General features: G+C 61.9%; 18 protein-coding genes. 9 read left to right on the forward strand and 9 right to left on the reverse strand.

Translation table 11 applies throughout. The annotated features are described in order from the left end of the window. Positions 1-234: 234 nt before the first annotated feature. Together AC07XF_RS02875 and AC07XF_RS02880 are read right to left on the reverse strand one after the other, a co-directional pair. Positions 235-732 carry an SRPBCC family protein gene (locus AC07XF_RS02875; protein ID WP_495025318.1) on the reverse strand — a complete coding sequence of 166 codons (498 nt, stop codon included), beginning with the start codon at positions 730-732 and terminating at the stop codon, positions 235-237. Between the two features lie 113 nt (positions 733-845). Next, on the reverse strand, positions 846-1,616 hold the full coding sequence (locus AC07XF_RS02880; RefSeq protein WP_495025319.1) for an SDR family oxidoreductase: 771 nt from the start codon (positions 1,614-1,616) through the stop codon (positions 846-848). 272 nt (positions 1,617-1,888) lie between these two features. Between AC07XF_RS02880 and AC07XF_RS02885 the strand changes: the two genes are divergently transcribed. Genes AC07XF_RS02885 through dmpG form a run of 4 tightly spaced genes read left to right on the forward strand, consistent with a single transcriptional unit; the run spans position 1,889 to position 5,493 of the window. After that, positions 1,889-2,731, forward strand: coding sequence for an alpha/beta fold hydrolase (locus AC07XF_RS02885; protein WP_495025320.1), 843 nt, complete (start codon positions 1,889-1,891; stop codon positions 2,729-2,731). Beyond that, entirely contained in the window at positions 2,728-3,519 is a 792-nt protein-coding gene (locus tag AC07XF_RS02890; protein ID WP_495025321.1) for a fumarylacetoacetate hydrolase family protein, read from the forward strand. The genes AC07XF_RS02885 and AC07XF_RS02890 overlap by 4 nt, the downstream gene beginning before the upstream one ends. A gap of 18 nt (positions 3,520-3,537) precedes the next feature. Next, positions 3,538-4,446: an acetaldehyde dehydrogenase (acetylating) gene (locus AC07XF_RS02895; protein ID WP_495025322.1), complete on the forward strand. Its 909-nt coding sequence runs from the start codon at positions 3,538-3,540 to the stop codon at positions 4,444-4,446. 12 nt (positions 4,447-4,458) lie between these two features. Beyond that, positions 4,459-5,493 carry a 4-hydroxy-2-oxovalerate aldolase gene (gene dmpG / locus AC07XF_RS02900; protein ID WP_495025323.1) on the forward strand — a complete coding sequence of 345 codons (1,035 nt, stop codon included), beginning with the start codon at positions 4,459-4,461 and terminating at the stop codon, positions 5,491-5,493. A gap of 177 nt (positions 5,494-5,670) precedes the next feature. Here the strand turns inward: dmpG and AC07XF_RS02905 are convergent, their stop codons facing one another. The 4 genes from AC07XF_RS02905 to AC07XF_RS02920 all read right to left on the reverse strand — a co-directional run bounded on the left by AC07XF_RS02905 (position 5,671) and on the right by AC07XF_RS02920 (position 9,256). Continuing rightward, positions 5,671-5,838, reverse strand: a complete 168-nt coding sequence (locus AC07XF_RS02905) for a hypothetical protein (RefSeq protein WP_007997177.1) — start codon at positions 5,836-5,838, stop codon at positions 5,671-5,673. 481 nt (positions 5,839-6,319) lie between these two features. Then, a complete protein-coding gene (gene nudE / locus AC07XF_RS02910; protein WP_495025324.1) occupies positions 6,320-6,868 on the reverse strand; it encodes an ADP compounds hydrolase NudE in 549 nt (182 codons plus the stop codon). 78 nt (positions 6,869-6,946) lie between these two features. Further along, positions 6,947-8,077 (reverse strand): helix-turn-helix transcriptional regulator, encoded by a 1,131-nt coding sequence (locus AC07XF_RS02915; protein WP_007986294.1) that lies wholly within the window; start codon positions 8,075-8,077, stop codon positions 6,947-6,949. A gap of 135 nt (positions 8,078-8,212) precedes the next feature. Beyond that, positions 8,213-9,256 carry a 3-ketosteroid-9-alpha-monooxygenase, oxygenase component gene (locus AC07XF_RS02920; protein WP_495025325.1) on the reverse strand — a complete coding sequence of 348 codons (1,044 nt, stop codon included), beginning with the start codon at positions 9,254-9,256 and terminating at the stop codon, positions 8,213-8,215. 146 nt (positions 9,257-9,402) lie between these two features. On the opposite strand from AC07XF_RS02920, the gene AC07XF_RS02925 reads away from it, so the two are divergent. Genes AC07XF_RS02925 through AC07XF_RS02935 form a run of 3 tightly spaced genes read left to right on the forward strand, consistent with a single transcriptional unit; the run spans position 9,403 to position 12,267 of the window. Next, positions 9,403-10,242 (forward strand): SDR family NAD(P)-dependent oxidoreductase, encoded by an 840-nt coding sequence (locus tag AC07XF_RS02925; protein WP_495025326.1) that lies wholly within the window; start codon positions 9,403-9,405, stop codon positions 10,240-10,242. Then, a complete protein-coding gene (gene lipP1 / locus AC07XF_RS02930) occupies positions 10,229-11,155 on the forward strand; it encodes a LipP1 family hormone-sensitive lipase (RefSeq protein WP_495025327.1) in 927 nt (308 codons plus the stop codon). The genes AC07XF_RS02925 and lipP1 overlap by 14 nt, the downstream gene beginning before the upstream one ends. Continuing rightward, positions 11,152-12,267, forward strand: coding sequence for a 3,4-dihydroxy-2-butanone-4-phosphate synthase (locus AC07XF_RS02935; protein WP_495025328.1), 1,116 nt, complete (start codon positions 11,152-11,154; stop codon positions 12,265-12,267). The genes lipP1 and AC07XF_RS02935 overlap by 4 nt, the downstream gene beginning before the upstream one ends. Before the next feature lie 254 nt (positions 12,268-12,521). Here the strand turns inward: AC07XF_RS02935 and surE are convergent, their stop codons facing one another. From surE to AC07XF_RS02950, 3 genes are all read right to left on the reverse strand, one after another. Next, positions 12,522-13,499, reverse strand: a complete 978-nt coding sequence (surE, locus tag AC07XF_RS02940; protein ID WP_495025329.1) for a 5'/3'-nucleotidase SurE — start codon at positions 13,497-13,499, stop codon at positions 12,522-12,524. Between the two features lie 78 nt (positions 13,500-13,577). Then, positions 13,578-14,957, reverse strand: a complete 1,380-nt coding sequence (locus AC07XF_RS02945) for a DUF1329 domain-containing protein (protein WP_495025330.1) — start codon at positions 14,955-14,957, stop codon at positions 13,578-13,580. A 23-nt stretch (positions 14,958-14,980) separates the two neighbouring features. Beyond that, positions 14,981-16,558, reverse strand: coding sequence for a DUF1302 domain-containing protein (locus AC07XF_RS02950; protein WP_495025331.1), 1,578 nt, complete (start codon positions 16,556-16,558; stop codon positions 14,981-14,983). A 512-nt stretch (positions 16,559-17,070) separates the two neighbouring features. Between AC07XF_RS02950 and AC07XF_RS02955 the strand changes: the two genes are divergently transcribed. Together AC07XF_RS02955 and AC07XF_RS02960 are read left to right on the forward strand one after the other, a co-directional pair. Further along, on the forward strand, positions 17,071-18,813 hold the full coding sequence (locus tag AC07XF_RS02955) for an FAD-binding protein (RefSeq protein ID WP_495025332.1): 1,743 nt from the start codon (positions 17,071-17,073) through the stop codon (positions 18,811-18,813). Beyond that, on the forward strand, positions 18,810-19,688 hold the full coding sequence (locus AC07XF_RS02960) for an SDR family NAD(P)-dependent oxidoreductase (protein WP_495025333.1): 879 nt from the start codon (positions 18,810-18,812) through the stop codon (positions 19,686-19,688). The genes AC07XF_RS02955 and AC07XF_RS02960 overlap by 4 nt, the downstream gene beginning before the upstream one ends. Positions 19,689-19,747 lie beyond the last annotated feature (59 nt).

A 19,747-nucleotide genomic window follows, 5' to 3' on the forward strand; every position in this document is an offset into this window, starting at 1 on the left:
TCGCGAGCAAGCCCGCTCCCACATTGGATCTCCAGCGAACACAATATTTGTGTGCGATATAGAACCAATGTGGGAGCGGGCTTGCTCGCGAAGGCGGTGTGTCAGGCGACATTGATGTTGGATGTGCCGGCCCCTTCGCAGGCAAGCCAGCTCCCACCGTTTTTATGGTGACTCCGGCATTTGCAAACACCCCCAATCCCCTGTGGGAGCGGGCTTGCTCGCGAAGGCGGCGTGTCAGGCGACATCAATGTTGGATGTGCTCACAGCCATATCGGAGTTCTGCGTGCGGCCGGTTTCGTAGTAGGCCTTGAGGTTCTCGGCAATCTGCTGCACGACCTTGTTGAAGGCCTTGGCCAGCAACCACTCAGCCAGCCTGCCACCGCGCAGGCTGTAGCTCATTTGCAGGGTGATGCGTGTTGCGTCGCCTTCGGCATGCAAGGCATAGCTGAAGCTGGCCTGGCGAAACGGGAAGGGCGACTCATTGCTGCCCTTGTGCAACCGCAGCACAAACCCCGTGCCTTCCTGCCACTGCACCACGCTTTCATCCAGATACTGACCGCCCTTGCGCAACACCCGGCGACTGGCGCCGAGGCCTTCTTGTGCACCGGGATGAAACTGGCAACCGGTCAACCCCGACACATAGTGCGGGGCGAGGCTCAGGTCGCGCAGTTTGGTCCAGGCGGCTTGTGGCGGCAAATCGAGAAAAACACTGTGGCTGGCGATTGCGGGCATGTCGGAACTCCTTTTGTTATTCGAATGCTTGAAAGATCGCAGCCTCGTTTCACTCGACAGCTCCTACAGAGATTGAGGTTCAACTGTAGGAGCTGCCGCAGGCTGCAATCTGTTCAGGGCTGTGCCGCGTCGAGAAACGCCGGGCGTTCACCTGCGCCATGCACCGCGATGTCCGCGCCGCTGACATAGCGGGCCAGCGATGACGCCAGGTACAAACAGGTATCGCCAATGTCTTGCGGAGTCGCCAGGCGTTGCAGCGGAATAGTCGCCGCCACCCGGGCAATGCCCGCGTCGTCACCATAATGCATGGCTGCCTGCTCGGTGAGAATCAGCCCGGCGGTCACCGCATTGACCCGCACCTTCGGTGCCCATTCCACCGCCAGCGAGGTGGTCAGGTTCAGCAGGCCGGCCTTGGCCGCGCCATAAGCGGCGGTGCCGGGGGAGGGGCGGGTGGCGCTGACGCTGCAAATATTGATGATCGCACCGCCGTCGGCCTGGGCCTGCATCACCTGGTTGGCCTGCTGGCACAGGTTCAGTGGCGCGATCAGGTTCAAGCGAATGATCGCTTCACTGAAACGGGGAGAAGCCGTGGCCGCGTCGGCATTCGGTGAGCCGCCGGCGTTGTTGACCAGTACATCGAGGCGGCCGAAACGCTCGACGATTTGTGCGATCAAGCGCCCGGATTGTTCGACGTCCCGCAGGTCGCAGGGCACGAACAGCGTCTCGCGCCCGCCGCTGACAGGCAAGGATTGCGGGGCTTCGCGACCGCAGATCACCACCTCGGCGCCGCAGTCGAGAAAGCGCTGGCTGATGCCGCGACCCACACCTTTGCCACCGCCGGTGACCAGTATCACTTTGCCGCGAAAGTCCATTGGATCAAGCATGGGAATTCTCTTTTTGGCGCTCGGGAATGCCGTCGATGCTAGGTCTGTGGTCCCTGTAATCCAACGTCCGATGAGACTAGAGACTGTAGGAGCGAGCTTGCTCGCGAAAAACGTCTGGACAACGCGTTCAGTCAGGCTGGGCACGTTTTCGTCGACGTCCATCGCGAGCAAGCTCGCTCCTACAGGTACAGGGGCGTAGTCCTGTCGGACGATGTTGCGCAGCCGGCCCGTCTGAATAATCCGGCTACAACAACAGGCCGGGAGGACACCTTATGGGCGCTTCAGCGCAAGGGCACTTCGTTACGCTGCCGGATGGATTGCAGCTGCGCTATGTGGATACAAGCGGGAAGGATGGCGGCAACGGCGAGCCGGTGATTTTCATCCATGGCAGCGGGCCGGGCGCCAGCGGTCACAGCAACTTCAAGCAGAACTACCCGGTGTTTGCCGAAGCCGGTTACCGGGTCATTGTTCCCGACCTGCCGGGCTACGGCGCCTCGGACAAACCCGACACCCTCTACACCCTGGACTTCTTCGTTGCCGCCCTGAGCGGTCTGCTCGATGCCCTCGACATCCAGCGTTGTGTGCTGGTCGGTAACTCCCTGGGCGGTGCCATCGCAATCAAACTGGCCCTCGACCAACCGCAGCGTGTCAGCCGTCTGGTGTTGATGGCCCCTGGCGGCCTGATGGAAAAAGAACAGTATTACCTGCAGATGGAAGGCATCCAGAAAATGGGTGCGGCCTTCGCCAAAGGTGAACTGAACGATGCGGCGGGCATGCGTCGCCTGCTGGCCCTGCAGCTGTTCGACGAAAGCCTGATCAGCGACGAAACGGTCAATGAGCGCGTGGCCGTGGTGCAGCAACAGCCGGTGTGTGTGCTGTCGACCATGCAGGTGCCGAACATGACCGCGCGCCTGGGCGAGTTGCAATGCCCGATCCTCGGTTTCTGGGGCATGAACGACAAGTTCTGCCCGTCCTCCGGTGCTCAAACCATGCTTGAAAACTGCACCGGCATCCGTTTCGTGATGCTCAGCGAGTGCGGACATTGGGTTCAGGTCGAGCACCGTGATCTGTTCAACCGCCAGTGCCTGGCGTTTCTTCAGGAGGCCCGCGGATGAGCGTGCAATTGCGCCGTGAGTTCGGCGAAGAGCTTTATCAGGCGCTGCTCAGCGGCTCCACCCTGGCACCGCTGACCGAGCGTTGGCCGTCGATCAGTATCGAAGACGCCTATCACATTTCCCTGTACGCCATTGAGCGTCGGGTGGCGGCCGGTGACCGGATCGTCGGCAAGAAAATCGGCGTGACCTCGGCGGCGGTCCAGCAGATGCTCAACGTGCATCAGCCGGATTTCGGCTTCATCACGCGGCAGATGTCGTTCGATGACGATGCGCGGATTTCCCTGTCGGCCAACAAACTGATCCAGCCCCGCGCCGAGGGCGAGATCGCCTTCAAGCTCAAGCATGATCTGGTCGGCCCCGGCATCACCGAAGCCGATGTGCTGGCCGCTACCGAATACGTGATGCCGTGCTTCGAGATCGTCGATTCGCGGATTCACGACTGGCGCATTCGCATCCAGGACACTGTGGCCGACAACGCGTCGTGCGGCGTTTTTGTATTGGGCGACAGCCAGGTCGACCCGCGTGAGCTGGACCTGCCCAACTTGCGCATGCGCGTGTTCAAGAACGGAGAGCCGCTAAGTGAAGGCCTGGGTTCGGCGGTTCAGGGCAATCCATTGACTGCCGTGGCCTGGCTGGCCAACACCCTGGGCGCGTTCGGCATTCCGTTCAAGGCCGGGGAAATCATCCTGTCCGGCTCCCTGGTACCGCTGGAACCGGCCCGTGCCGGCGACCTTTTTTCGCTGACTATCGATGGCCTGGGCAGTGCCCGGGTGTCTTTCTGCGCCTGACTTTTGGAGTTTGACCCAATGAGCAAAAAACTCAGAGCGGCCATTATCGGCCCGGGCAATATCGGCACCGATCTGCTGATGAAAATGTGCCGATCGGAATGGATCGAGCCAGTATGGATGGTTGGCGTCGACCCTGAGTCCGAAGGCCTGAAACGTGCCCGGGAAATGGGCATTAAAACCACCGCCGGCGGTGTCGATGGCTTGCTGCCGCACGTGCTCGACGATGATATTCGCATCGCCTTCGACGCCACCTCGGCCTACGTGCACGCGGAAAACAGCCGCAAGCTCAACGAGCTGGGTGTGATCATGATTGACCTCACGCCGGCGGCCATCGGCCCGTTCTGCGTGCCGCCGGTCAATCTCAAGGAACATGCAGCAACCTTGGCGATGAACGTCAACATGGTCACCTGCGGTGGCCAGGCGACTATCCCGATGGTGGCGGCGGTGTCGCGGGTGCAACCGGTGAGCTACGGCGAAATCGTTGCCACCGTGTCTTCCGGTTCGGTCGGTCCGGGCACGCGGCAGAACATCGATGAATTCACCCGCACCACGGCCGGTGCAGTGGAGAAGATCGGCGGCGCCCGACGCGGTAAAGCCATCATCGTCATCAACCCGGCCGAGCCGCCGCTGATGATGCGCGACACCATCCACTGCCTGACCGATGACGAGCCGAACCAGGATGCAATCCGCATTTCCGTGCTGGAGATGGTCCGCGAGGTTCAGCGCTATGTGCCCGGCTACAAGCTGATCAACGGGCCGGTGTTCGACGGGCGCAAGGTGTCGATCTTTATCGAGGTCGAAGGCCTCGGCGATTTCCTGCCCAAGTCCGCCGGCAACCTCGACATCATGACCGCCGCCGGATTGCGCACGGCCGAGATGTTCGCCGAAGAAGCCCACAAGGGCACCCTGCAATTGCCTGTCCGTTGAGTGGAGATGAGTATGAATTTGCAAGGTAAGAGCGTCCGTCTGCATGACATGAGCCTGCGCGACGGCATGCACGCCAAACAGCATCAAATCAGCATTGAACAAATGGTCGCGGTGGCCACCGGCCTCGATGCGGCCGGTGTGCCACTGATCGAAATCACCCACGGTGATGGTCTGGGCGGTGCGTCGTTGAACTACGGTTTCCCGGCCCACAGTGACGAGGAGTATTTCGCCGCGGTGATCCCGCAGATGAAGCAGGCCAAGGTTTCGGCCCTGTTATTGCCGGGGATCGGTACGCTTGATCATCTGAAAATGGCCCATGAGCATGGTGTGTCGACCATTCGTGTGGCGACCCATTGCACCGAGGCGGACGTCTCCGGTCAGCACATCGGCATGTCGGCGAAGATGGGCCTGGACACCGTCGGCTTCCTGATGATGGCGCATATGGTCAGCGCGGAGAAACTGCTGGAGCAGGCGCGGCTGATGGAGAGTTACGGCGCCAATTGCATCTATTGCACCGACTCGGCCGGCTACATGCTGCCCGATGAAGTCACGCAAAAGATCGGTGCCTTGCGCGCCGGGCTGAACGCCGGGACCGAAGTCGGTTTCCACGGCCACCACAACATGGGCATGGCCATTGCCAACTCCCTGGCCGCCATCGAGGCCGGTGCTGCGCGCATCGATGGCTCGGTAGCAGGCCTTGGCGCGGGAGCGGGCAACACGCCGCTGGAAGTGTTCGTCGCGGTGCTGGAACGGATGGGCGTCAACAGTGGTGTCGATCTGTACCGGATCATGGACGTGGCCGAAGACCTGGTGGTGCCGATGATGGACCAGCCGATCCGCTTGGATCGCGATGCTCTGACCCTGGGGTACGCCGGGGTCTACAGCTCGTTTTTGCTGTTCGCCAAGCGTGCTGAGCAGAAGTACGGTATTGCCGCTCGCGAGCTGCTGGTGGAGTTGGGCCGCCGCGGCACCGTGGGGGGACAGGAGGACATGATCGAAGACTTGGCGCTGACCCTGTCCCGCGCTCGCGGGGTCTTGCCGACCTGATCCTTGCTGGAACGAAAAAACCACAGAATTCGGTTAATGCCGATCAGTTAAGCCACAACGCAATCTGTAGCAGCTGGCGTAGCCTGCTGCTACAAGGAAGGCGTAGCGTCTGGGTTCGCCTGACTGATCGGCATTACCGAATTCGGTGGTTTTTTTTATGACTATTGCAAAGCGCGCTCAGGGCAGCAGATTGCGTACCACCGGTGGATAGCAGTTGATGGCCGCGCTCGAACAGCTGAAATACGCGGTGGTCGGTCGGTAGGCTTCATTCTTGAACAATTGACACAGGCTGGCGGTGCTGCCGGCACAGACAATGATGAACAGGGCGCAGGTGGCTTTTCGCATGGCGAGCCTCGACACGGATTTTTGTTGTTGTAGAGGTACGTTATTGCGATGGGTCAAATGCTGCTTCGTCCGAATGGACTACTCGATGACTTGAAAACTCCACCCCCCCTTGTGGGAGCGGGCTTGCTCGCGAAAGCGGCGTGTCAGGCGACGTGGATGTTGGAGGTGCCGGCCCCTTCGCGAGCAAGCCCGCTCCCACAAGGTTATTTGGTGTTTCCAGGAGCGGTGTCTGGCTGCAATCCATGGTGGGAGCGGGCTTGCTCGCGAAAGCGGCGTGTCAGGCGACGTGGGTGTTGGAGGTGCCGGCCCCTTCGCGAGCAAGCCCGCTCCCACAGGTTATTTGGTGTTTCCAGGATCTGTGTCTGGCTGCAATCCCTTGTGGGAGCGGGCTTGCTCGCGAAAGCGGCGTGTCAGGCGATGTGGGTGTTGGCTGTGCCGGCCTCATCGCGAGCAGGCTCGCTCCTACAGGTTTTGTGTGGTGTCAGGTTCGTTGGGCGAGGGCGCCCATGGCCATGAACAACGCTGCAATTGCCCGGGCTTCATGAAGTTCGCCACGGGCCACCAGTTCGGGGATCTGCGCCAGTGGTATGCGCAGGCATTCCAGGGGTTCGGGTTCGTCGCCTTGCAGTTGGCAGGGGCTCAGTTGTTCGGCCAGCACCACTCGGTAGCGATGGCACAAATGCCCCGGTGCCAGTGTCAGTTCGCCCAGTTCGGTGAGGCGTGCGGCGCGCATGCCGACTTCTTCACTCAACTCGCGCTGCGCTGCCTGCAAATAGTCTTCATCGGGCTCCGCGCCGCCCTTGGGCAGGCCGAGTATGGTTTTTTCCACGCCGACCGCGTATTCGCGCACCAGCAGCACATGCTGCGGATCAGGCATCGCCACCAGCATCACCGAGCGATAACCGGTGCCGCGCAAGCGTTCGTAGACCCGCTGCTGGCCGTTGCTGAATTGCAGGTGCAGGGCTTCGATCTGAAAGTGGCCGCTTTGCGCCAGCAGTTCAGTCTTGAGGATGGTTGGGCAGTTGCGCATGGGGCAGTCCCCTGTTTGGGATAAAGACACTGTGCGCTGTACAACGGAGGCCGCCATCGTCCGAGCGGACGAGGGCGGCTAGCCGAGGGTCGCCACGCTGCGCAGGATCAGGCGCACCAGCATGGTCTGGCGGGTCACGCCGGTCTTGGAGAAGGTCGAGCGCAGGTGTGCCCGCGAGGTGTTGCGGCTGATGCCCAGCTCTTCCGACGCTTCGTCGAGGGTCAAGCCGTTGGCCAGCAGCATCGCCAACTGGGTTTCCGCCGGGGTGAAGTCGAACAGTGCGCGAACGATTTCCTGCGGCGCGGTGGACTGTTGTTCCGGATCGCTGATGAAAATCACCACGGTCGGGCACTGCTTGCCTTCGCTCCAGTCCGTCAATGGCACCGAGCGCACGATGATCCCCAGGTCCGCTTTCCCGGACGGCCGCTGCACGCGCAGGGCTTCGACCACCGACGGGTTGCTGCTCTTTTGCGACAGCAGCGACTGCTTGACCAGTCGGCGGAATTCCTGGGTATCCCGGGCCGTGCCGACCTGCAGGCCATCGTTGACCAGTTTGATGCCGTCCTTTTCCTGGATCAGCCGGTCGGCGACCTGGTTGGTCTGCAGCACTTTGCCGGACTCGTCGAGGATGATCGTACCGACCGCCATCTGGTTCACCGCGCCGGCGTACAGGTTGCGTTCGGCTTCGATGCGGTTGAGCTGCATGTGGATCTTGATCGAGCGTTCCAGGTGCGGAATGAAATGCGTGAGCATGGCCTTTTCTTCGTTGCCGAAAGGCTTGTCGTCACGTCCGCGACTGATGCGAATGCGGCACTGGGCGCCGTCGACAGTGTTGATGTCGGCACCGAGGATGTGGAACACGTCCACCGGTTCGAGGAAGTTCTTGTAGAACTCGGAGTTCTGCCAATCGTCATTGGAGACGAACTCGGCGAGGGTCACGACCTGGCGATTGGGCAGGTCGACGAACGGGTCGAGGCTGAAAAAGTGTTTGTTGTACGACGCGGTCGCCTCGGTCGAGGTGCCGGTGGTGTTGACCATCAAACCGTCCACGTGGGCGCTGGGCGGACGCAGGATGAAGGTCACGTACTTGCTGTTCAGATGCACATTGAGCTGATTGAGGAACGTCGCCCAGGGAATGTTTTCCAGCGGACCCTGATAGAGGTTGCCGATCAAATCACTGAACGTATCGAGGCTGAGGCTCTGCTGCATAGGGAAAACCGTTTTTATTATTAGCGTTGGCGGTGGCCGAGAATAAGCGCCGGTATCGACTCCTTGCAACGCTCGGGCACAGGGCCTGACCGGCGGCTGCCGCTCAGGCCCGGGGCGGGCGAAAGGCCGCTGGCGTCAGACCCGTTCGCTGGCGCGCATGACAAACTTCTTGTGCTCGGCAACGTCCGCCGACAGCGCCTCGACGTCGGTGTAGAACTGCTCGTACCAACGGCGCAACTGATAGACCGGACCGTCGCCGTCACACAGCAGCGGGTTGTCGACACGGGTCTTGCTGTGCCAGATGGCCACGTCTTCGTAGAAGGCTGCCTGAGCCTGTGCCACGTAGGCCTTGGCCATCGCCTGGTTCTGCTCTTCGCTGAGCCCCGGGATTTTTTTCACCAGCACGCCGTAGCGCAGGGTGAAGCTGTCGAGGTCGATCGGCACGTGGCAGTTGAGCAGGATCGAATGGATCGGCTGGCCGTTCATGGCGCCGTTCATTTCGGTGACCTGATAGGCAGGGCCGAAATAGGTGGCTTCGGTGCTCAAGACGCTGTCACCGGACAGACGCTCGCTGCGGGCACGCATGATCTGGGTCGCCAGGTGGCCTTCGAAGACGTTGATGAACTCATCGACCGGTGCACCGTGCACGGTGCCAAAGTGCGCCATGTCGGCGATGTTGTCGATCAGTTCGCGGCAGTTGGTGCCAATCTGCAATTCGGCGACTTCCCACGCAGCCCATTCGTCGCTGTAGCAGGCGTCGATGCGCGGGATGCGTTGTTCCGGCAGCGGCGGGTTGCCTTCGGGGTCATTCCAGACGAACAGCAGCTGGTTCTCTTCCATGATCGGCCAGCTCTTGATTTTGGCCCGTGGCGGAATGCGTTTGGCGTAAGGAATGTCATCGCAGACGCCATCGGCGCCCCAGCGCCAGGCGTGGAACGGGCAGCGGATCGAGTTGCCTTCGACACAACCGGTGCTGAGGTCGGCGCCCATGTGCGGGCAGTAGCCATCCAGAATATGCAGCTCGCCGTCTTCACCCTGGAACGCCACCAGACGGGTGCCGAACACCTCCAGGCGGTGGGCCTTGCCGTCGCGGTATTGCGCGGCCAGGCCCAGGCAATGCCAGCCACGGGCGTAGCGGTCTTCCAGCAGTTTGGCTTCGATGCGGTGCAGGGTACTCATCTTATTATTCTCCCAAGGGATCACGGGGTTGGCGCATGTAAGGGATTCTGCCGGCCCTGTAAAAGCGGGCATCGTCTGAATGGACGATGGCTGCATTGGGCAGGCCCGCTCTACTGGCGCCATTGGACCCATGGCAGGAGTTGGCGATGAGTGATGAACAAGGGCCGGTGGCGGTGATTACCGGGGCCGCCAGTGGTATTGGCCGAGGCCTGGCCGAACACGCGGCGACACTGGGCATGCGCCTGGTGCTGGCGGATCGGGATGCGGCGGGCCTGCAAGCCCTGTGCGACGAATTGAAGGCCGGTGGTGCGCAAGCGATTGCCTGCGTCACCGATGTGGGTGATGTGAAGCAGGTCGAGCACTTGCGCGATCAAGCGGTCGCGCACTTTGGCGGGGTCGACCTGTTGTTTAACAACGCTGGCGTAATGCAGACCGGCTTCAGTTGGGAAATCACCCAGGCGCAATGGCAGCGCATGCTCGACGTCAACCTGAGCGGAGTGATCAACGGCATTCGCAGTTTCGTGCCGCTGCTGCTCAGTCAGGGTCGGGCAGCCCATGTGATCAACACCGCGTCCCTTGCCGGGCTGGTCAGCAGTCCGCTGATGGCGCCGTACAACGTGACCAAGCAGGCGGTGGTCGCGCTCTCGGAAACCCTGCATTACGAACTTGCCATGCTCGGAGCGCCAGTGTCGGTTTCGGTGCTGTGCCCGGGGCCGGTGGCCAGTGAAATCATGGCCTCGAACCAGGTGGTGGATACCGCCGGTTCTGACTTCAGTCAACTGCTCGACAGCACCATTCGCCAGGGCATGACCCCGGCGGAACTGGCTGCGCAGGTGTTCGCTGCTGTTGCGGAAAAACGTTTCTGGATCCTGCCCCACAAGGGTTTCAAACCGGCCCTTGAGCGCCGGCTGCAGAGCATCCTGGGCGAGACCAATCCGCAATTTCAAATGACTGACGTAGAGGACGATGCCCATGCCGCTCGATAAGCAGATCGCTGGGGTTCTCCAGCAGTTTCGCGACATTCCTGAGCCCGATTTCAGCCAGGTCGATGCCGCTCAGTATCGGCAGTTTTCCGACAATCTGCTGCCGGCCATTCCCGGCGATCCGATGAGCGAGGTGCGTGACCTGCGGGTGGCCGGCGCAGATGGCGAGCTGGATGCGCGGCTGTACCGGCCATCGGAAGAGTCAAACCTGCCGTTGCTGGTGTTTTTCCATGGCGGCGGATTTGTCATGGGCAATCTCGATACCCACGACAATCTCTGCCGTTCGCTGGCCCGTCAGGCTGATGCCGTGGTGGTGTCGGTCGCCTATCGATTGGCGCCGGAAAGCAAGTTCCCGGCTGCACCGCTCGATTGTTATGCGGCCACCTGCTGGCTGGTTGAGCACGCCGCTGAACTGCGCGTCGATGGCAGCCGACTGGCCGTGGCCGGGGACAGTGCCGGGGGCAATCTGGCATTGGCGGTCAGTCAGCTGGCGGTACAACGCAAGGGGCCGAAGATCAGTTATCAGTGCCTGTTTTACCCGGTCACGGACGCAGGTTGCGACTCTCAGTCCTTCGAAGACTTTGCCGAGAGCTATCTGCTTTCCGCCGGGATGATGCGCTGGTTCTGGCAGCAATATCTGCAAGACGCCGGGCAGGCTGATGATCCTTTGGCCTCGCCACTGCGCGCCGAGAGCCTGGCGGGCTTGCCGCCGACCACCCTGATCACTGCCGGGTTCGACCCATTGCGTGACGAGGGCGAGGCATTGGCCGAATGTTTGCGCGAGGCCGGCGTACCGGTGCGGTTGCAACGTTGCGAAGGCATGATCCACGGTTTTATCAGCATGGCGCCGTTTGTCGAAGGGGCGGCACAGGCCCTGACCGATGCGGCGGCCGACCTGCGCGGGGCACTCAAATGAGCGGCCCGGCATTCAACACGGTGCCACAACTGATCGAAGCCATCGGCGCCGGTCAGATGGTGGTGATCACCGACGACGAAAACAACGGCGAAGGCTCGTTGCTGATGGCCGCCGAACAGGCCGGGGCCGAGGCGGTCACCTTCATGGCGGTGCAGGCGCGCGGGCTGATTTGCCTGGCCTTGACCGAACAGCGTTGCCGCGCCTTGGGACTGGACCTGATGGTGCCCAACTCCCGGGCGCAACATGGCGTGGGTTTTACCCGCTCGATCGAAGCCGCCACCGGGGTGTCCACCGGCATCTCGGCGGCAGACCGGGCGCGGTCGATCCAGGTAGCGGTCGACCCGGCCAGCGAACCGGCGGACCTGGTGCAACCGGGGCATATCTTCCCGGTGCAGGCTCTGCCCGGTGGCGTGATGCAGCGGGCTGGACATGTCGAGGCCGCTTGCGACCTGACACGCCTGGCGGGGCGGCAACCGGCGGCGACCCTGGTAGGGATTCTCAACGAGGACGGCGAACTGGCCCGCGGTACCGAGTTGCATGAATTCGCCCAACGTCATGGCTTGCGGATCGGCACCATTGCCGACCTGATTCACTACCGCATCCTGCATGAAGGCACGATCGAGCGCGGCGACGAGTATCCGTTGCATACCCGCCACGGCGAGTTCCAGGTGACGACCTATCAGGACACCTACCAGGGCGCGTTGCACCTGGCACTGGTCAAGGGCCGGATCGACAGCACGCAACCGGTGCTGGTGCGGGTGCAAAGCATCGAGACGTTGCGCGACGTTCTGGGCTGTGAAAGCGAAGGCGGGTCACAGCAGTGGACCCTGGAGCGTTCACTGGCGAGCATCGCCGCCGCCGATTGCGGTGTGCTGGTGTTGCTGGCGCAGAAGGAAACCGCCGACGGCGTGCTTGAACAGTTGCGCCAGCGCAGCGGCGGCAAGCAGCGCACACCGCAGTTTCCGCAACGGACCCTGGGCATCGGCGCACAAATCCTGCGTGATCAAAACGTGCGCAAAATGCGCCTGATGAGCTCGCCGGTGCCGTACAAGGCTGTGTCCGGGTTCGATCTGGAAGTGACCGAGTTTGTGCCGTTTCAACCCACCCTCTGAAGCATCCATATACCTTTGTAGGAGCTGGCTTGCCAGCGAAGGCGGCCTGTCAGCCAACATCAATGTTGAATGTGCCGGCTTCTTCGCTGGCAAGCCAGCTCCTACAAGGTTATTGGGCGTTCCCGGGATTTGCGTCTGGCTGCAATCCCTTGTGGGAGCGGGCTTGCTCGCGAAGGCGGCGTATCAGGCAGCATCGATGTTGGAGGTGCCGGCCCCTTCGCGAGCAAGCCCGCTCCCACAGGTTTTGCGCTGGATTATGGCTTGATCCCGCGCAAGATTTTCTTCGCCTGATCCTGCACCGCCTCCGGTGCCGTCATGTTGCCGTCGATCACGGTGATCACTGCATGGCCTTGCCACAGTTGATAGGCATCGGCCTTTTGCTGGGCTTCGGTCGGTGACGTCGGGGCGGCCAGGTTGACGTGGACCACGCCGTCGGCGCCGCGCTGGGAGGTGAAGTTCACCCGGTCCCAGTTGCCGATCGGGGCAAAGCTCACGCCCTTGACCTCATCGGGTTTCAGCGGCGGGTAGTTGAGGTTCAGGCCGCTGACACCCGGCAGGCCCAGCACGTTCAAATCACACTGATGTTTGCTCCTGGCGCAGGCCTGTCTGGCTTCTGTTCCGGCCAGGTTCGCCTGTTCTATCACCTTCACGGCAAAGCGCGCCGTGTCGTCCATGGCGCCGAGGGTCTTGCGGACGCCTGCCTGCTGGTCGCGGATGATCAGGTCCATGTCGATGGCCGTGGACACCGCCACTGCCGGGACGCCTTTGAACATCGCACGAACAGCGGCGTTCAAGGTGCCGGACATCTGCGTCAGCGGGCCGACGTTTTCGCCAAAGTTGCTACCTGATACCACCAGGTCTGGCGGTGAATCCTTGAGGATCACGTCGAGGCCGACGTTGACCGCATCCACCGGCGTGCCGATGGCAGAGGTCTTGCCGGCGGGCGGGTTGTAGCCTTCCGGTGGCCCGACGCAAAACCGGCCCGGTGCCAGTTCGGTCACCGCCAGGGCCTGGCCGGGTACGACCACGCTGGCGGCACTGATGCCGCTGCTGTCGTTCAACGGGCCGACCAGGGTGACTTTATGCCCGGCAGCGGTCAGGGCGCGGTACATCGCATCGATGCCGGGTGCGCGGCAGCCATCGTCGTTGGTCAGCAGGATGTTCAGGGCGTTGGCTTGCATCGACAGGCCAACGCTGGCCATGGCGATGATGCCGGTGAAGAGTTTGTTCATGGGCAGTCTTCCGTGAAATCTACAAATTTAGAAAAGCACAACGCCCCGACCGAATGAATCGGTCGGGGCGTTGTGGGTTTAGCGGGTGCCGAGTTTGCGCAGGTTGCCAGGGGTGAATTCGTCTTCGGTGAAGGCGGTGGCGTTGAGCTTGGCCGGTTTCTGATCGACCAGCATCCGGTCAACCAGGTAGGACCCGGCGATCAGGTCGTGGTAGATGCCGAGGCGAGCGTGGTAGCGCTGCATCTCGTAGGCGTAGATCGAGGTCTGCATGTTGGTGCGCCACAACTGGCCACGGCTGTCGTAGTTGTCGGCCATGGTTGCCGACCAAGTGTCCTCGTCCAGGTACAGCACACGCTTGGCGTACACGTGGCGGGCACCTTCCTTGAGGTTGGCCTGCAACACCCAGACGCGGTGTTTCTCATAGCGCATGTACTGCGGATCGACGTGACCGGTGGTGTCCAGGATCTGGTCGGCCGTTACGCTCGGGTCGTCGATCTTGTAGTTGTGGTACGGAATGTAGATCTCTTTTTTGCCGACGATGATCCAGTTGTAGCGGTCCGGCGCACCGTTGAACAAACGGTCTTCGTCGTATACGCGAAAACCACCGGCACCGGTTGGCGAGTCGTAACCCACGGTCGGTGCGCGACGTACCCGGCGTTGGCCCGGACTGTACTGCCAGGCCTGGCGCGGCGAAGCGGTCGGGTTGATGAACTCGTGGCCGACCACGATCTCGCCTTTCTTGCGCACCGGCTCCAGCGTGGTGATCAGGAAGTTGGTGAGCACGCCGTTGGCGGTATCCAGGGTCTTGTCCGGGCTCGACCAGATCGAGAAGATCTTGTAGTTGACCTCTTCGAGCACCTTTTCCTTGTTGGAGTAGATCACCGCCTGGCCGTAGTTGGCTTCTTCGGTGTTGGCGCGCCCTTGCAAGGTATGGTTGAACATCAACTCGCTGCCGTTCTTCGGAATCGGGAACGGCGAAGCACCCCAGGCGTTCTTGGTGTCGTTGTTGTCATTGTCGAGTTCGGCAGTGACGGCGTTTTTCTTGATCTGGTCTTCCAGGCGCTGATCGAGGCGGAAGTCGCGGTGGCTCGGGTACACCGGGATCTTGAAGGTATCAGGGTAGCGCTTGAGCAACGCTTTCTGGCCATCGGTCAGGTTGTCGGCGTACTTGTCCATGTTCTTCGAATCGATCACGAACAGCGGTTTTTCCGCGGCGTACGGGTCCGGGTACGGCGTGCCCGGGCCAGCGTATTTGAGGCCGGGCGGCAGGCCGCGCCATTTGCCGGTCCAGGCCGGAATGCTGCCGTCGGCGTTGCCGGCTTTTTCGGCACCCATCGGCGTCAGGTCCTGGCCCAGGCGGGCGGCTTCTTCGGGGCTGACCTTGGCGTAAGCCAGGCCACTGCCGAGCAGGCCGACGGTCAGCGCCGTGCTCAATAATGTTTGGGTGAATCTGGACATGCTGTGCTCCTCCGATTGGGGAATCAGAACCGGTACTTGAAGTTGAGCGCGACGTTGTCGCGGTCGGCCAACGGGCTGTTGTTGGCGTTGCCGAGGTAGGCGTTGTAGCGGGCCTCGACGGTGAAATTGCCCAGGTAGCGCCACGAGCTGCCGATGCTGGCGCGGTTATCGTTCTGGCCGGCGTTGATCGAGCCGACCATCGAACTGTCGCCGTGAGCGGCGGCGCTGAAAGTGACAGGCACCGACATGTCCCAGCCGCTGAACACGTCGTTGTAGTCAAAGTTCGCCTGCACCGTGTAGCCCCAGGCATCGCGGTCATAGACCAGGCTGTCGGTACCCGGCAGCACGAAGCCCGGCGCCAGGGTGACCGGTTGCGACTTGTCGTTGCTGACCACGGTGTTGTAGACCACCTCACCGGTCAGGGTGGTGTTGTCGGCGAAGGCGGTCGGGCCGAGCACGTAGATCAACGACGTTTGCGCTTGCACGGTCTTGCCACGCACGGGGCTGGAGAAACCGTTATCGACCATCACCGGCGTGCCGTCGCGGTAGCTGACTTCACCGGCCCAGCTGACATCGCCCAGCACGGTGGCGAAGCTCGCGCCGAACAGGTCGATGTTGTCGAAGTAGCGCACCTGGTAGCGTCCCAGGGTCGAGGCAAAGTCCAGCGACGGGGTCTTGTCGTGGTAACGCGAGTAGTAGATGCCGAACTCGGTGTTGTTCAATGACTCGGCGGCGTAGGTGAAGGCCAGGCCGTACTGGCCGCTGTCGCTCGGTTTGTCGTCCTTGAGACGGGTGACAAAACCGGAGGCGTCGTTGAAGCCGCCCTCATCGATGAAGTCGGTGGTGGAGAAGTAGCTACCCACGCCGAACAGCTCGGTCTTTTCCCACTTGTATTGGTAGTACGCCTGGATACCCAGGCTTTCGGTCAAGGCGAACTGGGTGAACAGTTGGCCGACCGGCAGCAGGATTTCCTTGACCTCGACGCCCGGGGTGGTCGCCTTGGTCGCGTCCACCGGGCTCTGGGCCGCGGAAATACCCGGATAGAACAGGCTCTCACCCCAGCTCACCACCTGGTTACCCAGGCGCGCGTTGAGGGCGTGGCCGCTCACGTCCCAGGTGCCATAGGCGTAGTAATCGAGCATGCGCAGTTCATTGCGATGCTGGTCGATGGTGTCCTGGGAGAAGCGATCAGGCCGGCTGCAATGGCCGCCGGCGAAGCAGTTGGAAGTGCCGGTGGTGTTGTCGTTGTCCTGATCGTAGACGTTGTCGTAGAAACCGGTCGCACGGACAAACACGCCGTAGTCGTCTTGCCACTTGATGTTGGCTTCGGTGAGAAAGCCACTGCGATTATTGATCAGGCTGCCTTTGTCGAATGCGTTGTCACCGTCGTTGGCGTTGGCATTGGCGGTCAGTTTGTGATCGCGCGACTCGGTCCGCCAGGCGAGGCTGTACGTCAGCGTGGTGTCCCAGTCGATGCTCAAGTCTTCGCTCGGCTGAAAGCTCATGGCGTTAACGTGAGCGCTTAATCCGCCAGCCAGCAACAGCAATGCCAGCTGTACGCGAGGGTGCTGTGTTGGTGGGGCGATTATTGTTTTTATCATGTCGTCCTCATGGCCCAGGTCAGACCTGCCCGACCTGCATTTCAGGGGGGGGATTGGTGCTGTGGGCGACTATGGAGTCACGACTTGCGCGCAACATCGTCCAAGCGGACTAAGCGATTTGCACGGGAACAGCGACACCGGATCCCTGAATCTCTGAATCCCTGAATCTCTGAATCTCTGAATCCCTGAATCCCTGAATCCCTGAATCCCTGATCCCCTGATCCCCTGATCCCCTGTAGGAGCTGTCGAGTGAAACGAGGCTGCGATCTTTTGATCTGGCCTTTTAAAAGATCGCAGCCTCGTTTCACTCGACAGCTCCTACAGGGATTCAGGGATACAGGGGATCAGGAGATCAGGAGATCAGGAGATCAGGGGAGCTGCGGTCTTCGCCTTAGTCCCATCGGACGATGAACACCCGGCGTGCGCGGCGAACAATCCCGAGACCGACTGCACCGGGCGAAGATCCGGCGGTGGCGGTTTCTGCCTGATGGGCGCTGAACAAGGGTGATCGCATGAACGCTGCCGGGATCAAATGGGACGAGTGCTGTGATGTGTTGGTGATTGGCTCGGGAGCCGGGGGCATGACCGCTGCGCTGCGCGCCCATGACCTGGGCCTGAATGCGCTGCTGATCGAGAAGAGTGGCGAGTATGGCGGCACCTCGGCGGTGTCCGGCGGCGGGATCTGGATCCCCAATAACCATCGGATCAACGCCATCGGCGGCAGCGATTCGGCGGCCGAAGCGATTGCCTACATCCGCGCCGTGACCCATGGCGAGATCGACGACGGGCGCATCGAAGCCTATGTCGAGCATGGCCGGGAGATGGTCGAGTACCTGGAAAAACACACCCGCGTGCGTTTCGAGGCGCAACCGCGTTACGCCGATTACTACCCGGAAGTCGCGGGCGGCAAACCGGGCTATCGCTCCATGGACCCGCAACCGTTCGATGCCGCCGAACTCGGCGAAGAATTCTTGCGCATGCGTGCGCCATCCCCCGGCACCCTGATGATGGGGCGCATGGCGATGACCATGAAGGAAGCGCAAGTGCTGCTGTGCCGTGGCCCCGGCTGGTTGCGCCTGACCCTGCGGGTGATGTGGCGTTACTGGCGTGACCGCGAGGGTCGACGTTTGTCCCGCCGCGACCGCTACCTGACCCTGGGCAATGCCTTGATCGGTGCCTTGCGCTGTTCGTTGCAGGATCGCGGCAAATCCCTGTGGCTCAACTGTGCGCTCGAAGAGCTGCTGCTGGTCGGCGACCGGGTCGGCGGTGCGCGGGTCAATCGCAACGGTCAGTTGCTCAACGTCAAGGCGCGCTACGGGGTGATCATTGCCGCCGGTGGTTTCGAGCGTAATCAGACCATGCGCGAGCAGTATCTGCCGCAGCCGTCCCAGGCGAACTGGAGTGCCACGCCGCCGAACAATACCGGCGACGGCATCCGTGCCGGCCAGGCCATTGGCGCGCGGACCGCGTTGATGGAACACAGCTGGTGGGCGCCGACCACTTACGTCAAGGGCGAAGAAAAACAGCGCGCGCTGTTCGTCGAACGAACCTTGCCGGGGTGCGTGATGGTCAACGCGGCGGGGGAGCGTTTCGTCAACGAAGCCGCACCCTACACCGATATCGTTTACGCGATGTATGCCAACAACCGCGAGGGCGCCGCAAGCGTGCCGTGCTGGATGGTGTTCGACGCCGAGTTCCGGCGCAAATACCCGTGCGGCGCCTTGCTGCCGGGTTACGCCCAGCGCGATTGGCAACTGCCCGAGCATCTGCGCGACTACTTCCACAAGGCAGCGAGCCTTGAGGAGCTGGCGGAGAAAATCGACGTCGATGCTGGCGGACTGGTCCGCACCGTGCAGCGTTTCAACGGCATGGCCGTGCAGGGTGTCGACGAGGATTTCCACAAGGGCGAATCACTGTTCGACCGCTACTACGGCGACCCGAACGTGCAACCCAATCCGTGCCTGGCGCCGTTGCTCAAGGGGCCGTTCTACGCCGTGCGCATCGACGCCGGCGACATCGGCACCAAGGGTGGTTTGCTGACCGACGTGCACGCCCGCGTGCTGCACGAGGATGGGCAACCGATCAACGGCCTGTATGCCATCGGCAACAGCGCCGCCTCGATGATGGGCCGCACTTATCCAGGTGCCGGTTCGACCATCGGCCCGGCCATGACCTTCGGTTACCTGGCGGCCAATCACATCAAGCGCCAGAGCGAAACCGCTTCGGCGAAACCCTTGTTCGGGAGCGTTGAATGAATCAGCCACGTCAACAGATCGCTGTCGTGACCGGCGCCAGTCGCGGAGTGGGCCAGGGCATCGCCCTGGCCCTCGGGGCGGCCGGCATGACCGTGTACGTCACTGGCCGCCCCCCGGCGCAGGGCGGATCGAATTTATACGGGCATGCCTTGCGCGGTTCGCTGGAAGACACTGCCGCCGCGATCACCGCAGCCGGTGGACGGGGTATCGCGGTGGTCTGTGATCACGCCGATGACGCCCAGGTTCGGGCGCTGTTTGCCCGCGTAGAAGAAGAGTGCGGGCATCTGGACTTGCTGGTGAACAATGCCGCGTTCATCCATGACCAGTTGATCGAACCAGGACCGTTCTGGGCCAAACCGCTGGAGCTGGTGTGCATTCTCGACGTCGGTCTGCGCTCGGCCTATATCGCCAGTTACTACGCCGCACCGCTGTTGCTGAAAAGTGCCCAAGGGCTGATTTGCTTCACTTCGTCATTCGGCGCCGGGTGCTACATGCATGGCCCGGCGTACGGCGCGCAAAAGGCCGGTGTCGACAAGCTGGCGGCGGACATGGCGATCGATTTCGAGGGGCAGGGCGTGGCGGCGTTGTCGCTGTGGCTCGGACCGCAACTGACCGAACGCACGAAGATTGCCGGTGAGCAGCATGGCGAGCAGTACCAGGCATTTCTCGCCCATGCCGAAACCCCGCAGTTCAACGGGCGGGTGATTCATGCCTTGCTCAATGATCCGCAGTTGATGGGGTTCTCCGGACAGACCCTGATCACCGCCGAAATCGCGCCCGGCTACGGCATCAGCGAAGCCGGAGGCCGCCAGCCACCGTCGCACCGCGCCATGCTCGGCGACCCGCGACAGCAGCATCCGGCGCGGGTGGTCTGACTCGTTATCAGATAAAACACAAAATCCCTGTAGGAGCTGGCTTGCCAGCGAAGGCGGTG

Source organism: Pseudomonas sp. GW821-FHT01C01 (genome assembly GCF_059422645.1).